Origin of the sequence: Ensifer sp. ENS08 (assembly GCF_014852195.1) — a bacterium.
Lineage (GTDB): Bacteria > Pseudomonadota > Alphaproteobacteria > Rhizobiales > Rhizobiaceae > Ensifer > Ensifer adhaerens.
On the sequence record NZ_JACVBF010000014.1, the window covers coordinates 1 to 15,063 of the forward strand.

The 15,063-nt window shown below is 63.8% G+C and carries 15 protein-coding genes and 1 pseudogene; 6 read left to right on the top strand and 10 right to left on the bottom strand.

All coding sequences use genetic code 11. The features are described from left to right. The 3 genes and pseudogenes from cysW to IB272_RS24615 form a co-directional block, all read right to left on the bottom strand. A pseudogene (cysW, locus tag IB272_RS24605) lies at nt 1-355 on the bottom strand (sulfate/thiosulfate ABC transporter permease CysW); the annotation flags it as partial. Then, on the bottom strand, nt 345-1,211 hold the full coding sequence (cysT, locus tag IB272_RS24610) for a sulfate ABC transporter permease subunit CysT (RefSeq protein WP_192445264.1): 867 nt from the start codon (nt 1,209-1,211) through the stop codon (nt 345-347). The gene cysT and the pseudogene cysW, both read right to left, overlap by 11 nt. Nucleotides 1,212-1,327: 116 nt before the next feature. Beyond that, the gene (locus IB272_RS24615) at nt 1,328-2,353 is read right to left on the bottom strand and encodes a sulfate ABC transporter substrate-binding protein (protein ID WP_034799702.1); all 1,026 of its coding nucleotides are present in this window, start codon (nt 2,351-2,353) and stop codon (nt 1,328-1,330) included. A gap of 171 nt (nt 2,354-2,524) precedes the next feature. On the opposite strand from IB272_RS24615, the gene IB272_RS24620 reads away from it, so the two are divergent. Further along, nucleotides 2,525-3,040 carry a dihydrofolate reductase family protein gene (locus tag IB272_RS24620; RefSeq protein WP_060521813.1) on the top strand — a complete coding sequence of 172 codons (516 nt, stop codon included), beginning with the start codon at nt 2,525-2,527 and terminating at the stop codon, nt 3,038-3,040. Between the two features lie 57 nt (nt 3,041-3,097). On the opposite strand, the gene IB272_RS24625 is transcribed toward IB272_RS24620, so the two are convergent. Next, nucleotides 3,098-4,156, bottom strand: a complete 1,059-nt coding sequence (locus IB272_RS24625; protein ID WP_034799096.1) for a D-TA family PLP-dependent enzyme — start codon at nt 4,154-4,156, stop codon at nt 3,098-3,100. A gap of 162 nt (nt 4,157-4,318) precedes the next feature. On the opposite strand from IB272_RS24625, the gene IB272_RS24630 reads away from it, so the two are divergent. From IB272_RS24630 to IB272_RS24645, 4 genes are all read left to right on the top strand, one after another. Beyond that, complete coding sequence (locus IB272_RS24630; RefSeq protein ID WP_060521812.1) at nt 4,319-5,158, top strand: transporter substrate-binding domain-containing protein; 840 nt, start codon at nt 4,319-4,321, stop codon at nt 5,156-5,158. 66 nt (nt 5,159-5,224) lie between these two features. Continuing rightward, on the top strand, nt 5,225-5,887 hold the full coding sequence (locus tag IB272_RS24635; protein ID WP_060521811.1) for an amino acid ABC transporter permease: 663 nt from the start codon (nt 5,225-5,227) through the stop codon (nt 5,885-5,887). Between the two features lie 5 nt (nt 5,888-5,892). Next, nucleotides 5,893-6,555 carry an amino acid ABC transporter permease gene (locus IB272_RS24640; RefSeq protein WP_034799100.1) on the top strand — a complete coding sequence of 221 codons (663 nt, stop codon included), beginning with the start codon at nt 5,893-5,895 and terminating at the stop codon, nt 6,553-6,555. A gap of 13 nt (nt 6,556-6,568) precedes the next feature. Continuing rightward, nucleotides 6,569-7,339 (top strand): amino acid ABC transporter ATP-binding protein, encoded by a 771-nt coding sequence (locus IB272_RS24645; protein ID WP_060586059.1) that lies wholly within the window; start codon nt 6,569-6,571, stop codon nt 7,337-7,339. 66 nt (nt 7,340-7,405) lie between these two features. On the opposite strand, the gene ugpC is transcribed toward IB272_RS24645, so the two are convergent. The 6 genes from ugpC to IB272_RS24675 form a co-directional block, all read right to left on the bottom strand. Next, nucleotides 7,406-8,491: a sn-glycerol-3-phosphate ABC transporter ATP-binding protein UgpC gene (gene ugpC / locus IB272_RS24650; protein ID WP_192445266.1), complete on the bottom strand. Its 1,086-nt coding sequence runs from the start codon at nt 8,489-8,491 to the stop codon at nt 7,406-7,408. Continuing rightward, nucleotides 8,488-9,423, bottom strand: coding sequence for a carbohydrate kinase family protein (locus IB272_RS24655; protein WP_192445268.1), 936 nt, complete (start codon nt 9,421-9,423; stop codon nt 8,488-8,490). Before IB272_RS24655 ends, ugpC begins: the two co-directional genes overlap by 4 nt. A gap of 2 nt (nt 9,424-9,425) precedes the next feature. Continuing rightward, on the bottom strand, nt 9,426-10,451 hold the full coding sequence (locus tag IB272_RS24660; RefSeq protein WP_060586064.1) for an SIS domain-containing protein: 1,026 nt from the start codon (nt 10,449-10,451) through the stop codon (nt 9,426-9,428). Continuing rightward, nucleotides 10,448-11,293: a carbohydrate ABC transporter permease gene (locus tag IB272_RS24665; protein WP_043613640.1), complete on the bottom strand. Its 846-nt coding sequence runs from the start codon at nt 11,291-11,293 to the stop codon at nt 10,448-10,450. The genes IB272_RS24660 and IB272_RS24665 overlap by 4 nt, the downstream gene beginning before the upstream one ends. Further along, nucleotides 11,293-12,174 carry a sugar ABC transporter permease gene (locus IB272_RS24670; protein ID WP_192445270.1) on the bottom strand — a complete coding sequence of 294 codons (882 nt, stop codon included), beginning with the start codon at nt 12,172-12,174 and terminating at the stop codon, nt 11,293-11,295. The genes IB272_RS24665 and IB272_RS24670 overlap by 1 nt, the downstream gene beginning before the upstream one ends. 173 nt (nt 12,175-12,347) lie before the next feature. Next, the gene (locus IB272_RS24675) at nt 12,348-13,586 is read right to left on the bottom strand and encodes an extracellular solute-binding protein (RefSeq protein ID WP_112974772.1); all 1,239 of its coding nucleotides are present in this window, start codon (nt 13,584-13,586) and stop codon (nt 12,348-12,350) included. 231 nt (nt 13,587-13,817) lie between these two features. Between IB272_RS24675 and IB272_RS24680 the strand changes: the two genes are divergently transcribed. Next, nucleotides 13,818-15,047: an ROK family transcriptional regulator gene (locus IB272_RS24680; protein WP_112974714.1), complete on the top strand. Its 1,230-nt coding sequence runs from the start codon at nt 13,818-13,820 to the stop codon at nt 15,045-15,047. Nucleotides 15,048-15,063: the final 16 nt, after the last annotated feature.

Genomic DNA, 15,063 nt, shown 5'->3' on the forward strand with positions numbered 1-15,063 from the left:
TGCCCTTGAACTCGAACTTGGCGATCGCCCAGGCGGCGGCCACGCCGAAGACGAGGTTGAGCGGCACGGCGATGGCGGCGACGATCAGCGTCAGGCGGATGGCCGAAAAGGTTTCGGCATCGCCAAGGGCCAGCACGAATTCCGTCACGCCCTTGCGCAGCGCCTCGGTAAAGACGGCGGCGAGCGGCAAAAGCAAAAACAGTGCGACGAAGGCGAGCGCCGTGATCGTCAGCGTCAGTCGGGCAAAGCGGCTTTCGGAGGTGGCGGCGGCCAGTTCCGGCAGGGCGGCGCGAGGGCCGGAAGCCGGACTGAGACCGGGACTGGGTGCTGAGGCGGCGGTCAGGTCATGCGACATAGACATATCTCCGCCGGCTCCAGGCCTGGATCGAGTTGATGAGGAGCAGCATGGCAAACGAGATCGCCAGCATGACCGCGGCAATCGCTGTCGCAGCCGCATAGTTGAACTCTTCGAGCCGGATGACGATCAGCAGCGGCGCGATCTCCGAGACATAAGGCAGGTTGCCGGCGATGAAGATCACCGAGCCGTATTCGCCGACACCGCGGGCAAAGGCGAGCGCAAAGCCGGTGAGGCCGGCCGGCAGCAACCCTGGCAGCAATACCCGGCTGATCGTCTGGAAGCGGCTGGCGCCGAGGGTGGCTGCAGCTTCCTCCACCTCCTTGTCGATCTCCTCCATGATCGGCTGCACGGTCCTGACCACGAAGGGCAGGCCGACGAAGATCAGGGCAATGACGATGCCGGCCGGGGTGAAGGCGATCTTGAGGCCAAGTGGTTCCAGGAACTGGCCGATCCAGCCGTTCGGGGCATAGAGCGTCGTCAGCGCAATGCCGGCCACCGCGGTCGGCAGCGCAAAGGGCAGGTCGACCATGGCGTCGATCACCCGCTTGCCAGGGAACCGGTAGCGCACCAATACCCAGGCGAGGATGACGCCGAAGACGAGATTGATAACGGCGGCGATAAAGGCCGTGCCGAAGGAGATCTTCAAGGCATTGAGCGTGCGCGGATCAAGCGCCAGCGCCACGAACTGCGCCCAGCCGAGCCCGCTGGCGCGAAACACCAGTCCCGACAACGGGATCAACACCATCAGAACCAGCCAGCTCAGCGTGATCCCGAGCGACAATCCAAATCCAGGCAAAACACTCGGCTGGCGAAATTGCCAGGGTGCAGTCTTCGTCGCATCCGTCAATGGCACTACCTTTGCAGTCTTTACGCGGCACGATGAAACGCGCTTCGCTCGAGGGCTCGGCCCGGCGCGACGCGAAGCAGCGCGCGCAGGCAGGCTCGCCGGCTGCGCGCGCTGTTCAGGTTTTATTGGCCCGGCTTGTAGAGCGTGTCGAAGACACCGCCGTCGCCGAAGAATTTTGGCTGGGCTTCTTTCCAGCCGCCGAAGTCTTCGATGGTGACGAGCTTCAGTTCGCCGAACCGCTTGATATCGGCCGGGTCTGCCGCTGCCGGCTTGAACGGCCGGTAGTAGTGCTTGGCCGCGATCTTCTGGCCGGCATCGCTGTAGAGGTAGCCGAGATAGGCTTCCGCCACCTTGCGTGTACCCTTGGTGTCGACGTTGCCGTCGACGAGCGCTACGGGCGGCTCCGCCTTGATCGAGATCGACGGCGTGACGATCTCGAACTTGTCGGGGCCGAGTTCCTCGAGCGACAGGTAGGCTTCGTTTTCCCAGGCGAGCAGCACGTCGCCGAGGCCGCGCTGCACGAAGGTCGTCGTAGCGCCACGCGCGCCGGTATCGAGCACCGGCACGTGCTTGAAGAGCTCGGTCACATATTCCTGCGCCTTGGCGTCGTCACCGCCATTGGCGGAGCGGCCATAGGCCCAGGCAGCGAGGAAGTTCCAGCGCGCGCCGCCCGAGGTCTTCGGGTTTGGCGTGATCACCTGGATATCGGGCTTGACCAGATCGCCCCAGTCCTTGATGCCCTTGGGGTTGCCTTTGCGCACCAGGAACACGATCGTCGACGTGTAGGGCGCGCTGTTGTTTTCGAACTTCGTCTTCCAGTCTGCCGGGATCTTGCCGGTTTCCTTGGCGATCGCGTCGATGTCCGCTTCGAGCGCCAGCGTCACGACGTCGGCCTGCAGGCCGTCGATGACCGAGCGGGCCTGCTTGCCCGAACCGCCGTGCGACGTCTGGATCGTCACGGTCTCACCGGTGTCCGCCTTCCACTTCTCGGCAAAGGCAGCATTGAAGTCCTTGTAGAGTTCTCGTGTCGGATCATAAGACACGTTCAGGATCGTCGTGTCGGCAAACGCAACACTTGCAGCTCCCAGCTGCAGGCCTCCGAGCACGATTGCCAGTCCCACCATTCCGGTAATTCGTCCAAAGACCATTTCGACCTCCATTGGTTACCAGATAAAACTATCAATTTTGTCGACTGCTACAACGTAAACCGATGACGCCAGAAGCAGCTATGGGGAAATGTCCTATCGTTTTGTCGGGCTTTTCGGGAACGGTTTGCCTGCAACCGCCTCCGCGACCGCGCCAAACCAACGACAGAATACATGGAGAGCGCGAAGCGGCTGTCCAGAAAAAATGCGCGGCGGCGGAAATATTTGGCGCGCATCTGCGAGGAGGCGACGACGGCCGTGCTCGGCCGGCTGAACGCCGAAGGCTTCCTCGGTTACTGGTCGGCGGCTGCCGGGGACGAAGCGGCCGACTCTCGCGACCGCGGCTATGCGGACAGGCTGGTCGGGGCGGAAAAGGTGGTGTTTTCGAGGATGCTGACCGAAGCTCCCTGGGAGCGCACGCGGATCGCGAATGGATCGGTGATGGACGTCGTTTCAGACCTCAAGGCGTCCGGCGAAGGTGACATTCTCGTCAACAGCAGCGCCAGCCTCATCAAGTCGCTCCTTTCGGCCGACATGATCGACAGGCCCTATCTGCTGATCTGCCTGGAGATTGCAGGAGGTGGCGCGCGGCTCTTCGAGGACGGCCTGCCGGGCACGACGTGGCGCGTTGCGCACCAGGAGACGGGTGAGCGGGGCAAGATCGCGCTCGTTTATGACCGGGTCCGCTGAGCGCGGAGCGTCAAGAGTGGCGGCGCGGCAAACGCGCCGCTCAACTATGGCGACCGGCTAAAGCACGTGGCCGCGCGCCACTACCGGCCAGATATCCTTCAGCCTGTCGCCTTCGACGATATGGACGGCGTCGAACATGTTGGTCACGACGCAGGCGTGGTTCGGCACGATCCTCAGCTGCTCGCCGACCTTGAGCCCGATTGGCCCGTCGGTGACGAGGCGGCCGTGTTCCTCAGAGAGCTGGTCGATGCGGATGTCGTCGCGGCCGAGCACGTGGCCGTAGCCGGTGAGGCCGAGTAGATCCGAGGTCAGCACCTTGCTGCCGGCATCGATGATGGCGCGGTTCTCGGAGGGGACCGAGACGACGGTCGCAAGCACCGTCAGCGCGCACTCGTCCCAGCCGGCGACGCCGCGCGAAACCAGCGAGCGGTCGTTGTAGATATAGGTTCCGGGGCGGTATTCGCTGGCAACAGGCGCGCCGTCGGCATGCATCATGCTCGGCGTGCCGCCTGAGGTGATGGCGGGGACAGTGATGCCGTCGGCCTCGATCAACTGCTTCGCCTCGCTCATGAAGGCCTGGACCTTCGCCTGGCCGTTGACGGGCGGATAGGTCATCAGGCCGCCGAACACGAGCCCCTTTGCCTCTTCGATCCGACGGGCGAGCTTGGCGGCCTCTGCCGGGGAGCCGACACCGCAGCGATCGGCGCCGGTGTTGCATTCGACAAGCACGTGCAGCGGCTTGTCCTTGTCGGCGAAATAGCCGGCGAGCCCGTCGATGACCGTTTCGCTGTCGGCGACGACCGAGAGCGAAACGCGGTCATTGAGCCGCTCCAGCCGCGCCATCTTGGCGTCGCCGAGAATGTTGTAGGTGATCAGCACGTCCTTGATCCGGTCGCTGCCCGCAACCATCGCCTCCGCCTCGGTGACCTTCTGGCAGGTGATGCCGATGGCGCCGGCTTGAAGTTGAAGCTCGGCCATCTGCGGCAGCTTGTGCGTCTTGATGTGGGGGCGCACGCGAATGCCGTGCTCATCCGCATAGGCCTGAAAGCGCTCGATGTTGCGCTTGGCAATTTCAAGATCGACGAGAACGGCCGGGGTTTCGATCGGCAGGGGCATCGCGACTCAACTCCTCTTGGGCGGCGCAGGATCGGGGCGAAACTACCTCAACTGCCCTTGACAAGATATGACCGCGGGCCTTTGATACGTCAATCCATTATTCAAGATTATGATGCATAGTAATAGAATAATGGTGGGGAGGCTAAAAAAGGGAGGAATGAAATGAGCAAGACCGTTTTTGCAGCGGCTGCCGTCGCAGTCATGGCTATGGCCGGCTCGGCCTTGGCCCAGGAGCCGGCGAGCAAGCTGGACGAAGTTATCGCCCGCGGCCATCTGGTCATGGGCACCGGCAGCACCAATGCGCCGTGGCATTTCAAAAGCGCCGACGACAAGCTGCAGGGCTTCGATGTCGACATGGGGCGCATCATCGCCAAGGCCCTCTTCGGCGATCCGGAGAAGATCGAGTTCGTCAACCAGTCGTCCGACGCCCGCATTCCGAACATCACCACCAACAAGGTGGACATCACCTGCCAGTTCATGACGGTGACCGGTGAGCGCGCGCAGCAGATCGCCTTCACCATTCCCTACTATCGCGAGGGCGTGGGCCTGATGCTGAAGGCCGACGGCAAATATGCCGATTACGCTGCGCTCAAGGCCGGCGGCTCGTCCGTCACCGTATCCGTCCTGCAGAACGTCTATGCCGAGGCCATGGTGCATGCCGCCTTGCCGGAAGCGACGGTCGACCAGTACGAGTCCGTCGACCTTATCTATCAGGCGCTGGAATCCGGTCGTGCCGACACGGTCGCCACCGACCAGTCGTCGCTCGCCTGGTACATGACGCAGAACCCCAACCGCTACAAGGATGCCGGCTACGGCTGGAACCCGCAGACGTATGCCTGCGGCGTCAAGCGCGGCGACCAGGACTGGTTGAACTTCGTCAACACCGCACTGCACGAGGCGATGACCGGCGTCGAGTTCGATTTCTATGCGAAGTCGTTCAAGACCTGGTTCGGCAAGGACCTTGCTCCGCCGCAGATCGGATTCCCGGTCGAGTACAAGTAAGCCTCTCCGGGGCGATCCCGCCGCCTGCGGGGTCGTCCTGCGTCCTTCGGCATGGGTGGCTGAAACATGGGCTACACTCTGAATTTTGCCGCCGTCTGGCGCTCTTTCGATCTTCTGCTCGAAGGGCTGGCGCTCAGTCTCGGTCTCGCCTTCGCGGCAATCCTTGCGGGTTGCCTGATCGGTCTCGTCACCGCTTTCGGGCTGGTGTCGAAAAACCTGTTCCTGCGCAAGCCGGCCGGCCTCTATGTGACCGTCATCCGCAACACGCCGATCCTGGTGCTGGTGCTGTTCAGCTACTTCGCCTTGCCGCAGCTCGGCGTCAGGCTCGGCAAGATCGAGAGCTTCGTGCTGACGCTGGCGATCTATTCCGGCGCCTATCTCGCCGAAGTCTTCCGCGGTGGGCTGCTTTCAGTTCCGCCGGGGCAGCGCGAGGCGGGGCTGGCGATCGGGCTCACGGAAATGCAGATACGCACCTCGATCATCCTTCCCTTGATGCTGCGCAACGTCCTGCCATCCTTGAGCAGCACGATGATCTCGCTGTTCAAGGACACTTCGCTTGCAGCCGCGATCGCAGTACCCGAACTGACCTTCGAGGCGCGCAAGATCAATGTCGAGACCTTTCGGGTGATCGAAACCTGGATCGTTGCGAGCTGCCTCTATGTCGCCACCTGCTCGGTATTGGCCGCCTTGATGCGCGCGGTCGAGCGCCGTCTCTCCGTGCCGAGGTGATCGCCATGGATTTTCCAGCATTTCTCGACCAGCTCTGGCTCGCCCGCATTCCCTTGCTGAAGGGGCTTGGTGTCTCGATCTCGATCTCCTTCCTGTCGATCGTCGTCGGAACGGTGCTCGGCGTCTTCGTCGGCCTGGCGCTCACCTATGGCTATCGCCCGGTGCAATGGGTCGTGCGCGGCTATACGGATTTCATCCGTGGCACGCCGGTGCTGGTGCTCGTTCTGGCGAGCTACTATGTGCTTAGCACCGTCGGTATCGATCTCGGGCCCTTCCAGGCCGGCATCCTGGCGCTCTCGGTCTTCTGCAGTTCGCATGTCGGCGAACTCGTCCGCGGCGCCCTGCAGGCGATCCCGAAGGGGCAGACGGAGGCGGCGAAAGCCATCGGCCTGACATTCTCGCAGACCTTCGTCTACGTGCTCGGGCCGCAGGCGTTGCGGCAGGCGCTGCCGGCCTGGGTCAATACGGCGGCCGAGATGGTCAAGGCCTCGACGCTTCTGTCGATCATCGGCGTCGCCGAGCTTTTGCTTCGCACCCAGGAGCAGATCTCCCGCAGCTTCATGAGCCTGGAGTTCTATTTCTTCGCCGGCTTCCTCTATTTCGTCATCAACTACAGCATCGAGCGCTTCGGCCGTTACGTCGAACGCAAGACCGCTGTCCCATCCTGAGGCTTCGGCTCCGATGACCCAGACACTGCTTGAAATCCGTGACCTCCACAAACGCTACGGCGCCGTCGAAGTGCTGAAGGGCGTCGACTGCACCATGGCGCAAGGGGAGGTCATCTCCATCATCGGCTCCAGCGGCTCGGGCAAGACGACGATGCTGCGCTGTATCAACATGCTGGAGGAGTTTCAGGGCGGCTCGATCCGCATCGACGGCCAGGAGATCGGCTACGAGACCGTGGGCGGCCAACGCCGCCGCAAGAAGGAAAAGGAAATCGCCCGCCAGCGGGCGATGACCGGCATGGCCTTCCAGCAGTTCAACCTCTTCCCGCATATGACCGCGGCCAGAAACATCATGCTCGGCCTGATGAAGGTCCGCGGTATGGGACGCGATGAGGCGCGGGCGGTTGCCGAGAAATGGCTGGACCGTGTCGGGCTGCTCTCACGCATGGATCATTATCCCGGCCAGCTCTCCGGCGGCCAGCAGCAGCGCGTGGCGATCGCCCGGGCGATCGCAATGAACCCGAAGCTGATGCTGTTCGATGAAGTGACCTCGGCGCTCGATCCCGAACTCGTCAACGAGGTGCTGCAGGTGATCAAGGGGCTTGCCGAAGACGGCATGAGCATGCTGCTCGTCACCCACGAAATGCGCTTTGCCTATGAGGTCTCGACGCGCGTGATCTTCATGAACCAGGGCCGCATCGGCGAAGAGGGCAACCCGAAGGAAATGTTCGTGAAGCCGCAGACCGAGCGCCTGGCGGAGTTCCTGAAAAGCTCGTCCTTCAATTGATTTAGGGCCTATGATCGGGCCGGCCGCCGCGAGAGCGACGGCCGGCTGTTGTTTGTCGCGAAAGGCTCAGCCTTTCGCCAGCGACCGGCCGCTTTGCGGATCGAAGAGATGCAGCGCATCGGCCTCGATGCTGAATGCGCGCTCGTCGCCGGCCAGAAGCGAACTGCGCGGCGGCAGGCAGGCGGTAATGCGCTGTTCGCCGATCCGCGCCGTGGTGACGAGCTCGGGGCCCGTGAGCTCAACCACTTCGACGCGCGCCTTGAATTGCGGCGCGGCCTCGTTGCCGGCGGCCAGCCGCAGTGCTTCAGGACGAATGCCGACCTTGACGCGCTGACCATCGGAGACCAGGCCGCGAAAATGGGGCGGCAGGGCGATTGCCTGATCACCGCCGGCGATCGTCACCGTGCCTTGCGCAACGGTCGCGTCCAAAATGTTCATCGGCGGCGAGCCGACGAAGCCGGCGACATAGAGCGTGGCGGGCCGGTCGTAGATCTCTTCCGGTGTGCCCAGTTGCTCGATCCGGCCGTCGCGCATCACGGCGATGCGGGTTGCGAGCGTCATAGCCTCGATCTGGTCGTGTGTGACGTAGACGACGGTCGTCTTCAACATCTGGTGCAGGCGCTTGAGCTCGGTGCGCATTTCCATGCGCAGCTTGGCGTCGAGGTTGGACAGCGGCTCGTCGAAGAGGAAGACCTGCGGATTGCGCACCAGTGCGCGGCCGATCGCGACGCGCTGCCGCTGGCCGCCGGAGAGCTGGCTTGGCTTGCGCTCGAGCAGGTTTTCGATCTGCAGCAGTTTTGCCGTCTCCGCCAACGCCTTTTCGCGCTCGGCCGAGGGGACCTTGCGCATTTCAAGGCCGAAGCCGATGTTCCGCGCGACGCTCATGTTCGGATAGAGCGCATAGGACTGGAACACCATGGCGATGTCGCGGTCCTTCGGATGCGCGCCGAGAATTGAGCGCTCGCCGATGCGGATGTCGCCGCCGCTTGGCTCCGCCAGTCCGGCGATGATGTTGAGAAGCGTGGACTTGCCGCAGCCGGATGAGCCGAGAAGGACCAGGAACTCGCCGCTTTCGAGCGCGATGTCGATGCCCTTCAGCGTCTCGACTTCGCCATAGCGCTTGTGAATGTTCTCAATCGCAAGTGCGCTCATGCGCCGGTCTCCTGAAGGTAGGACGAAAGCGGTTGGCCGTAGCTGCGCGGCAGGGTGGAGATCGCCTCGGAAGCGATGGCGACGCCGGTGCGCAGACAGGCTTCGAGCGGCATCTCGGCGGCAAGTGCCGCGAGGAAGCCTGCATTGAAGACGTCGCCGGCGCCGATCGTATCGACCACGGTGACGACGGGTGCTGGCGACGATGAAAGGCGGCCTTCCGCGTCAATGGCGATCGCGCCGTGTGGTCCGCGCTTGACGACGACGATCGCGCCTTCGGGCATATGTTTTCGGAGTTCGCGTGCCGCTTCGGCCGGGTCGGCGACACCCGTCAGCGTCGTCGTTTCGACCTCGTTGAACAGAGCCAGCCGGCAGCGCTTGAGCCAGCCGATGGCCGCCGCACAGTTCGCCTCCGTCCAGCCGTCAAGCGGCCAGCCGGTGTCGAGGGCCACCGCAATGTCGTGCGCATCGGCCCAGTCGAAGAACCGGTCGTAGTCTGCCGTCAGCGCGTCGGTCAGGAATGAACCGGTCAGGAGCGCGTAACCGCCGCGCAACTGCTCGCCGTCGAGCATGGCGCGGACTTCCTCGAAGCTTAAGAGTGGCAGGTGCCCGCGCGTGGTGAAGAACGTGCGCTCGCCGTCCGGATGGGTGATGCCGACCGAGAGGGTGGTTCCGACAGTCTCGACCGGCCACGCCTTCGACCGCTCGGGAAAGGCCTGCCTCAGCCAGGTGCCGAACTGGTCGTTGCCGACATTGGCGGCGATCGCATAGTCGACGCCGAGCGAATCCCAGGCAAGCGCGCTGTTGCCGGCGCAACCGCCGACGCGCAACTCGTCATGGTCGACGATGATTTCGGTTCCGGCCTTGGGCCAGGGGGCCGCCGGCCCAAGAATGAGGTCGACATTGGCGTTGCCGACGACGGCAAGAGGACGCATCGTTATTCGCTCCGGGTAATCTTGGTCGAGCGCACGGGAGTGCCGGCATTTTCGACGCGGGCCGCCGCAAAGGCGATCATGAAGGACTGGGCAACCGGCAACATGGCGAAGATCGCCGCCAGGCCGGAAGCCGGCGCAAAGGGAATGGTGTTGACGCCATCGATTGCCGCCTCACCGGAAGCGTCGAAGACGATGACCGGCGAACCGGCTTCGGCGGCGGAGATCGCCATGGCGCGAACGAGCTCGGCGGTTGCATCCGTTCCACGAAAGAGAACGACACCAACCGAAGGGCCGAGCATTTCCATAGGCCCATGCCGGAGCTGGCCGCCTTCGAGCGAGAAACAGGGCAGGCGCGAGAGTTCGGTCAAGCCGAGACCGATCGCCTCGGCCAGTCCCTGCAGGCGACGGCCCGAGGTGACGACGGAGCGAACGTTGCTCAGGGCCGCAAGCGCTGCGGACGTATCCGGCGATTGCGGGTTTTCCAACGCGGAAAGCGCTTCGCCGGGGTCATCGCCGAGGGCTGCGAGGACGGAGAGGTGCAGGGCGAAGCTGATCGTCAGGCTGCGGGTCGCGGCAAAGGCCTTTTCGGTCCCGCCGACGCCGACCAGCGAAGGCGCGCTCTTTGCCAGGAAGGAGCTCCCCTCCAGCGTCAGCCCGAACGTATGGGGCGTTCCGCCATTGGTCTCGGCGAACCAGCGCAGCACCTCGGCGCTTTCACCGGACTGCGAAGTGATGAGGATCGTCTTCTCCTCGATCGACAGCGGCTGGCCGAGCTGCTCTGAAAGCGGCAGGGCGACGGCGTCGATGCCATGAGCGCGGTAGAGCGGTTCGACGGCGCGGCCGACCGCATGCGAGCCGCCCATGCCGAGCAGCAGGAGTTTGCCGGTCGCTTTCAGCGAGCGGGCAATCTCTGCGGCGCGCGGTGCTGCGCCGCGGACGGAGGCGACCGCATCGGCGGCCTGGCGCGCCATTTCACGATCGATTGCGGCGAGCCCTGCGGGGCGTTCCGAAGTGGTCATGGCCGTCATCCCTTCACACCGCCGCTGGTAAGCCCGGAGATCAGGGCACGTTGCATGACGAGGCCGATCAAGACCGGGGGCAGGGCGGCCAGCACCCCGGCTGTGGCGATCAGCCCGTAATCGGAGACACGGCCGCCGGCGAGATCGGAAATGGCAACCGTAAGCGTCTTCGCGCGCAGGTCCGACGTGAAGAGCAGCGCGTAGAAGAATTCGTCCCAGGCAAGCAGGAAGGCAAAGAGTGCCGATGTCGCCATGACGGGTGCTGCGAGCGGCAGGGTGATGAGCCGCAGGATCTGGTCGAGGCGGGCGCCGTCGATCATCGCCGCACTCTCGATTTCCTTCGGAATGGAGTCAAAGCCGGATTTCAAGAGCCAGGTGGTGAAGGGCGCGAGGATGGTGAGGTAGACGAGCGCCAGGCCGAACACCGAGTTCAGAAGCCCGAGATAGGCAAGCCCCATGTAGAGCGGCACGGCGAGCGCCACCGGCGGCAGCATGTAGGTGGCGATCACCGCATAGAGCGACCAGGAGACATTTGACGTGCGCGATACCGCCCAGGCTGCCGGAATGGCGACCGCGATTGCTGCCAGCGTCGCCATGCCGGCGACCTTCAGGCTGTTGAACAGCGAAGCGGTGAAGGCCGCACCCGCGCTGTTCTCGATCGTCGACAGTAGCAGCCGGTAGCGCGAGAGGTCGATTTCCTCCGGCCACCAGTTGAGCGGTTTCGCCGAGAGGTCGGCGGCCGACGAAATGCTCATGACGAAGAGCCAGAGGATCGGGGCGAGAATGATCGCCGCCAAGAGCAGTGCCGCCGCATAGACGAAAACGGTAAAGATTGGGCTTTGGCGTTCCATCACGAGGCTCCCGCGGCTTTGCGCACCATGGCCGCGTAGGCAACGGCGAGCACGGTGACGAGCAGGGTGACGATCAGCGCCAGCGAGGCGCCGGATCCCGCCCGCTGGAAGGAGAAGGCTTCCTGGTAGACGAGGATCGACAGGGTGCGGGTGCTGTTGGCCGGACCACCGCGCGTCATCACCCAGATGAGGTCGAAGACCTTGAAGGCCTCGATGGTACGCAGCACCAGCGCTACCAGCAGCGGGCCTGCGAGATAGGGCATGATGACGTAGCGAAAACGGTTGAAGGGGCCCGCGCCGTCGACGAGCGAGGCAGCGGTGATATCTCGCGGCACGGCCTGAAGGGCTGCAAGCGCGATCAGCGCGACCAGCGGGAAATTCTTCCAGCAATCGGCGACGATCAATGCCGTCAGCGCCGAGCCGGGCTCGCCGAGCCAGGAGCGGTATCCGTCGATCAGGCCGATCTGCGTCAGGGCGGCGTTCAACGCGCCGTATTCCGGGTTGTAGATCAGCCGCCAAAGTGTGGCGTTGACCACGGTCGGTAGCGCCCAGGGCAGGATCATCAGGGCTCTGAGCGCCGTGCGGCCGCGGAACTGCTGGTTGAGCAGCAGCGCTGCGAGCACGCCGAGCACCATTTCGGCGGTAACCGAGACGACCGCGAACCAGGTCGTCGTGATGAATGCACGCAGGAAGTTCGAGCCGCCAAGCATCTTCGCATAGTTGTCGAAGCCGACGAACGCGCCTTCCGTGCCGACGAGCTTGGCGTCGGTGAAGGAAAGCCTGACCGTGTCGATCAACGGCCAGCCGATGACGGCGATCATCACCGCCAGCAGCGGCAGCATGAGCAGCCATGCGCGCGTTGTTATCCAGGTGCCGGACATAGGATGGAAACCTTCTCGGGCCTAGGGAGCCCCGTCATGCTATCGCATATTGCCCCGGACCGTAATCGACCCAAGCGAATGATGCGCCAAATCAAAGTGTTAAAGCGTGGCAGCGCTGCCGCCGATTCCCGCGGTCCCCGGGCGGTCTCCCGCCCGGGGCTTGGGAGGGCGGCTCAAAGGCCGCTGTTTACGGCCGCCGTCTTCAGGGCGTCTTCGGCCGAGGCCTGGCCGAGAAGCGCTTCCTGGATCGCCTGTTGAAGGGCGGTCGAAAGCTCCTGGTACTTGGGGGTCGTCGGACGCGGATACATGGCAGCGAGGCCAAGCTTGGCGGCGCCGATCAGCTCTTCCTGGCCCTTGGTGACGCTGGCGTCCTCATAGGAGGAGGCCCAGATCGGCAGGCTGAGCTTGGCGTAGGCGTTCTGCGTCTGCTGCGAGGTCATGTAGACGATGTACTTCCAGGCCTCGTCCGGGCTCTTGCTGGTCGAGGTGACGCCGAGGCCCATCGAGCCGTTGACGGCCGAGACTTCGCTCTTGCCGGCCACGCCCGGGGCCGGCACGACGCCGACCTTGCCCGCGACCTTGCTTTCCTTCGGATCGTTGGCGAGGTTGTACATATAGGTCCAGTTGAGCGCGAAGGCGGCTTCGCCGTTCTGGAACACCTTACGCACGTCCTCCTCCAGGAATTCCTTGGAGTTCGGATTGGTGAGGCCCGAGGTGTAGCTTGTCACCATGTAGTTGAGCGCATCGAGACCGCCGCCGGTGGTAAAGGCCGGCTTGCCGCCGTCGATGAACTTGCCGCCATAGGCGCTGACGAGCGTGGTGTAGTCGCAGATCGCGGCTTCGGCCTGCGACCAGCTCCATGCGATCGGGGTTGTGAGCAGGCCCTTGTCCTTGATGACCTTGGCCTGTTCGGCAAGCTCGTCCCAAGTCTTCGGCGGTGCCTTGATGCCGGCCTTCTCCAGGATTTCCTTGTTGTAGAACAGGTACTTGGTGTCGAGGATCCAGGGCATGCCGTAGCGCTTGCCGTCGTATTCGACCGTGGTCCAGGCGCCGGGCAGCACGCCGGACTTCATCTCGTCGGTGATGCGGTCGCTGACATCGACGAGCACCTTGTTGGCGGCATATTCGGCCGGCCAGATCACGTCGAAGAGCACGACGTCGTAACCGCTGCCGGAGCCCTGTGCCAGCACGGTCTTGTCGTGCAGGCCTTCATAGGGAACGAATTCGAGATTGACCTTCACATCCGGGTTGGCCTTGGTGAAGGCCTCGGTCATCGCGCGCACATCCGCCTCGCTATAGGCGGCCTGTGCCATGAACAGTGCGTTGAGTGTCGTTTCCGCATGCGCGTGGCCAGCGAAGGAGACGCCGGCAAGGGTCGCGCAAAGCAGCGTCGTTCTTATGGATTTCAACATTTCCATCTCCCAATGACAAAAGCGTTTCAGATTTCCCGGCATGCCTTATGTGGCACGCCGCATGCGAGAAGTCCGCCCTTCACGAAGCGGCTTTCGACATATCAATTGGAGCGCTCGCGGTGGTCCTGCCGCCGCTGTCGTTCCCCCGAAGCTCTTTTCGGCCTCTAATAAGTCAATTGTCTTGACTTATTTTTTGTTCAATATTCTAAGAGTGTCAAGAGGGGTTTTTGGATGAACGATATGCGCCTGATCCGGGCGAAGAGCGGCACCAATCAGGAGGGGACGAGCGCGCATAACCGCCGCGTCATGATAGACGCGTTGCGGCTGAACGGGCAATTGTCCCGCGCTGACCTCGCCCGCGCAACGGCACTGACGAAGCAGACCGTTTCCAACATCATCGAGGATCTGGAGCGCGACGGGCTGGTCGAGTCGCTGGAAGCCGTACGCAACGGCCGTGGGCAGCCTTCGACGCCCTACCGGCTGGTGCCGGAGGGTGCGTTCGCGATTGGGCTGCAGATCGACCGGCACGTGACGCGTACGATCGCGGTCGATCTCGTCGGCCGGGTGCTCGCCCGCGGCGAGGCCAACCTACCGGCCGGCGGACCGGCGACCGGGGTCAGGACCATCCTTGAGCTGATCGAAAAGACCCGCCGCGACCTGACGGCGCTTGCGCCGCATTCGGAAGATCGCCTCGTTGGGCTTGGCGCGGCCATGCCCGGTCCCTTCGGCGTGGAGGCCGATGCCGACGACCCCTGGATGATGGCGGCCTGGCAGAACTTTCCGCTGCTCGAAACCCTTGCTGCCGGCACCGGGCTCGATGTCGGTCTGCAGAACGACGCCGCCGCAGCCGCCACCGCCGAGCGTATGGTCGGCGCGGCGCATGGCGTCGATCATGCGATCTGCATTTACTTCGGCTATGGCCTCGGCGCGGGCCTGATCCTCAACGGCGAACTTTATCGCGGTGCGAACGGCAATGCCGGCGAGATCGGCATGATCCTCAGCCTGCCGCGCGGCGCCAGCTCGGACGAGCGCATGCCGCTCGAACACCGCGCCTCGATCGCTTCGCTGTGCAAGCTTCTGGACCTCGACCCCGCCGATCCGGACCTCTATGCACGCATCGATGCTGTGGCAGAGAGCCCGGACCAAAGGCTGCTGCGGTGGATCGATGCCGCCGCCTTTGAAATGTGCGCGGCCGTCCAGACGCTGGAAACGATCTTCGACCCGCAAACGGTGATCCTCTGCGGTGGCCTGCCGCCGGGCCTTGCGCGCCTGCTGGCGGACGCGATGATGCCGCTGCTTCCGTCGATAGCCGAACGGCGAGACCGTACACTTCCTCGGCTGCAGGTCGGCTTCACCGATCCTTGGGCGGTGGCGATCGGCGCTGCCGCCGAGCCGATCAGCCGGACCTTCGATCCGCGCTTTTCCGCGATCCTCAAGACCCGGGCTGGCGCCGCCATCTGACCGCCGGCTTTCGACG

Coding starts and splice junctions, on each gene's coding strand:
- IB272_RS24615 (WP_034799702.1), bottom strand. CDS start 2,353: ATGGTCTTTGGACGAATTACCGGAATGGTGGGACTGGCAATCGTGCTC.
- IB272_RS24620 (WP_060521813.1), top strand. CDS start 2,525: ATGGAGAGCGCGAAGCGGCTGTCCAGAAAAAATGCGCGGCGGCGGAAA.
- IB272_RS24625 (WP_034799096.1), bottom strand. CDS start 4,156: ATGCCCCTGCCGATCGAAACCCCGGCCGTTCTCGTCGATCTTGAAATT.
- IB272_RS24630 (WP_060521812.1), top strand. CDS start 4,319: ATGAGCAAGACCGTTTTTGCAGCGGCTGCCGTCGCAGTCATGGCTATG.
- IB272_RS24635 (WP_060521811.1), top strand. CDS start 5,225: ATGGGCTACACTCTGAATTTTGCCGCCGTCTGGCGCTCTTTCGATCTT.
- IB272_RS24640 (WP_034799100.1), top strand. CDS start 5,893: ATGGATTTTCCAGCATTTCTCGACCAGCTCTGGCTCGCCCGCATTCCC.
- IB272_RS24645 (WP_060586059.1), top strand. CDS start 6,569: ATGACCCAGACACTGCTTGAAATCCGTGACCTCCACAAACGCTACGGC.
- ugpC (WP_192445266.1), bottom strand. CDS start 8,491: ATGAGCGCACTTGCGATTGAGAACATTCACAAGCGCTATGGCGAAGTC.
- IB272_RS24655 (WP_192445268.1), bottom strand. CDS start 9,423: ATGCGTCCTCTTGCCGTCGTCGGCAACGCCAATGTCGACCTCATTCTT.
- IB272_RS24660 (WP_060586064.1), bottom strand. CDS start 10,451: ATGACGGCCATGACCACTTCGGAACGCCCCGCAGGGCTCGCCGCAATC.
- IB272_RS24665 (WP_043613640.1), bottom strand. CDS start 11,293: ATGGAACGCCAAAGCCCAATCTTTACCGTTTTCGTCTATGCGGCGGCA.
- IB272_RS24670 (WP_192445270.1), bottom strand. CDS start 12,174: ATGTCCGGCACCTGGATAACAACGCGCGCATGGCTGCTCATGCTGCCG.
- IB272_RS24675 (WP_112974772.1), bottom strand. CDS start 13,586: ATGTTGAAATCCATAAGAACGACGCTGCTTTGCGCGACCCTTGCCGGC.
- IB272_RS24680 (WP_112974714.1), top strand. CDS start 13,818: ATGAACGATATGCGCCTGATCCGGGCGAAGAGCGGCACCAATCAGGAG.